At 43.2% G+C, this 2426-nt stretch carries 4 protein-coding genes; 2 read left to right on the top strand and 2 right to left on the bottom strand.

All coding sequences use genetic code 11. From position 1 onward, the window contains the following. Window positions 1-414: homoserine O-succinyltransferase (locus AB4496_RS23645; protein ID WP_372132204.1), on the bottom strand; the 414-nt coding region annotated here is incomplete at its 3' end. 275 nt (window positions 415-689) lie between these two features. On the opposite strand from AB4496_RS23645, the gene AB4496_RS23640 reads away from it, so the two are divergent. Beyond that, window positions 690-1058, top strand: a complete 369-nt coding sequence (locus tag AB4496_RS23640; RefSeq protein WP_102258525.1) for an ATP-binding protein — start codon at window positions 690-692, stop codon at window positions 1056-1058. A 77-nt stretch (window positions 1059-1135) separates the two neighbouring features. Next, window positions 1136-1558, top strand: a complete 423-nt coding sequence (locus AB4496_RS23635; RefSeq protein ID WP_017104412.1) for a DUF3859 domain-containing protein — start codon at window positions 1136-1138, stop codon at window positions 1556-1558. A 155-nt stretch (window positions 1559-1713) separates the two neighbouring features. On the opposite strand, the gene AB4496_RS23630 is transcribed toward AB4496_RS23635, so the two are convergent. Further along, a partial coding sequence (locus tag AB4496_RS23630) for a M20/M25/M40 family metallo-hydrolase (RefSeq protein WP_372132201.1) occupies window positions 1714-2426 on the bottom strand: 713 nt, incomplete at its 5' end.

The following is a 2426-nucleotide window of genomic DNA, read 5'->3' as shown; positions in this document are numbered from 1 at the left end:
GGTTGAGGTCACATGCTTGTTTGCCCATTCCATGATGGTTTTTAGATGATCCCAATAGATTACGTCTTCAAATTGAACCAAGCCAAGTGGCGCACCAGTGATGATCAATCCATCAAAGTTTCTCCCTTTGACCATTTCAAATTGACGGTAGAAGTTATCAAGGTGTTCTGTCGGCGTGTTTTTACTTGGTCGGTCATCAATACGCAACAGCTCTACATCGACTTGCAATGGGCTGTTGGATAGTAGGCGTAAGAATTGAGTTTCAGTTTCAATCTTCTTTGGCATTAGGTTGAGGATCAAGACTCGAAGTGGACGAATTTCCTGTGTCGATGCTCTTGATAACGGCATAATAAAGATGTTTTCTTCACGAAGAACATCAGATGCTGGCAATTGGTCTGGAATGCGAATAGGCAAAGCTTTCTCCCTAAGCTAGATATGTAGACGTCTATACATCTAAATCTATAGTAGTTTGATACGCTTGTCGATATACAAAATGGATAGTTGTAAATTATTTGTGTTTGCTATCAGAAGTCATCCACCGACGTCGAGGGGAGTCTCATTGTATTCAGTGATTATCTGAGTCGAGTATAAGGACTCGGTTTTCGGATGTTGAGCAACGGTAGTTATCAGAGAAAATCGTCACTATTTAAGATAAACTCATGTTTTAAAATTAGCCTGTAAAGTGACAGATGAAGTTAATACTCATTCGAGGGTTGCCCGGTTCCGGCAAGTCAACAAAAGCAAAAACCTACGATGCATTGCATGTCGAAGCGGATATGTATTACGTGAATGAGCAAGGCGACTATAATTTTGACCCAAGGCAGTTGCAGCAAGCTCATGAGTGGTGTCAAAACACGGCTGAAAATGGATTAAAGCAAGGGCTTGATGTGGTTGTTTCGAATACCTTTATTAAGCATTGGGAAATGAAAGCCTACCGCCAACTTGCACTCAAATATAAAGCAGAATTAATTATCGAAGTGTGCCGAGAGCAATATGGCACGATTCACGACATTGAACCGTCAGTGATTAAGCGTATGGCGAGAGACTGGCAAGAATAGCCTCGTTCTTCCTCTGCTGCGTGGCTGAATGGCAAATAGAATTAAATTAATAGAACAACTTCAAGGTAACGATTGAAATGGCAAAGCGCTCTGTTGTGGTCGACATGACTTCTTATGGTATCTATTCCACATGGGATTCCAAATCTAAAGATCTTCCAAAAATCCAAGAGTTCACCACCACCGTTGATGCTGAAATCGACGTAGAGTTTGGCTATATCCTGAACATCAAAAAAGCCAAAGGTGAGAAGATCCGTTACTGCATTTATCACCCAAACATCACCACCGACACGGGTGAAGTGCTCGAACCGTTCGATGGTGAAGAGCATGTCGGCAACAATGACTGGGATTTTTACTTAGGCGATACTATCTGGGCGCCTGTCTCCAACAAACTCGGTAAATGGCGCATGACCGTCGAGCTAAAAGGCAACATCATTGCTGATAAGACATTCGACCTTGTTGCGAAAGACGAAGGGCAGTTTTGGAAGCGTAGGGGGTTTTAGATTGGAACTTCTGTCTAAATTAAGACAACAAAAAAGCCGAGTCACACGTTACATGTGAACTCGGCTTTTTGACGTTAACTAGATGGCATTTTCTATTTCGTCAACGAGTAAGATTGTCTAGTTAACAAATAAGACAGGCTAGTTAACCAGTAAGACTATTGAGTCACGTAAGCCACAACAAACTCAGTGATTGCGACCATGTCTTTCACTGCAATGTACTCTTCAGTGGTGTGAACTTTCGCCATACCTGTAGAAAGGTTAACCGTTGTTAGGCCTTTCGCGTTGAAGTTGTTTGCATCGCTACCGCCGCCAGTGCGTTTAGTGTTTGCTGTTACGCCAAGCTTCTCGAATGCGGATTTGATAGAAAGAATGTGCGGGTGATCGTCTGCGATAACGAATGCATCGTAAGCACGAGTCGATTCGATTTCTACTTCAGCACCGAACTGTTTTGCACTCTCTTGGAATGTAGAGATCATGTGCTCAACTTGAGCTGTTAGCTTTTCTCCGTTTAGAGAGCGAGCTTCAGCCACGACTTTAAGTTCTGGCATAACGATGTTAGTCGCTTGACCGCCTTCAACAATACCGACGTTTGCCGTAGTTTCTTCATCGATACGAAGTAGATTCATCTTAGTGATCGCGTCTGCTGCCACTTGAATGGCACTGATGCCTTCTTCTGGTGCTAAACCAGCGTGAGCAGGGCGACCTTTGATTTTAGCAACAATCTTCTGCTGACCAGGCGCTGCATTTACGATAGTACCAATCGGGCCGCCTGTATCTAGAACAATAGCGTGCTCAGATTGAATGTAAGACATATCGAAGTTCAAAGAACCGAATAGACCGCCTTCTTCGAATACAGTAAACGCAATCT

The sequence above is a fragment of the Vibrio sp. 10N.222.46.A1 genome (assembly GCF_041473595.1).
Classification (GTDB): Bacteria; Pseudomonadota; Gammaproteobacteria; order Enterobacterales; family Vibrionaceae; genus Vibrio; species Vibrio tasmaniensis_A.
This window is presented reverse-complemented; position numbering and strand designations above follow the sequence as displayed.

Coding starts and splice junctions, on each gene's coding strand:
- AB4496_RS23640 (WP_102258525.1), top strand. CDS start 690: ATGAAGTTAATACTCATTCGAGGGTTGCCCGGTTCCGGCAAGTCAACA.
- AB4496_RS23635 (WP_017104412.1), top strand. CDS start 1,136: ATGGCAAAGCGCTCTGTTGTGGTCGACATGACTTCTTATGGTATCTAT.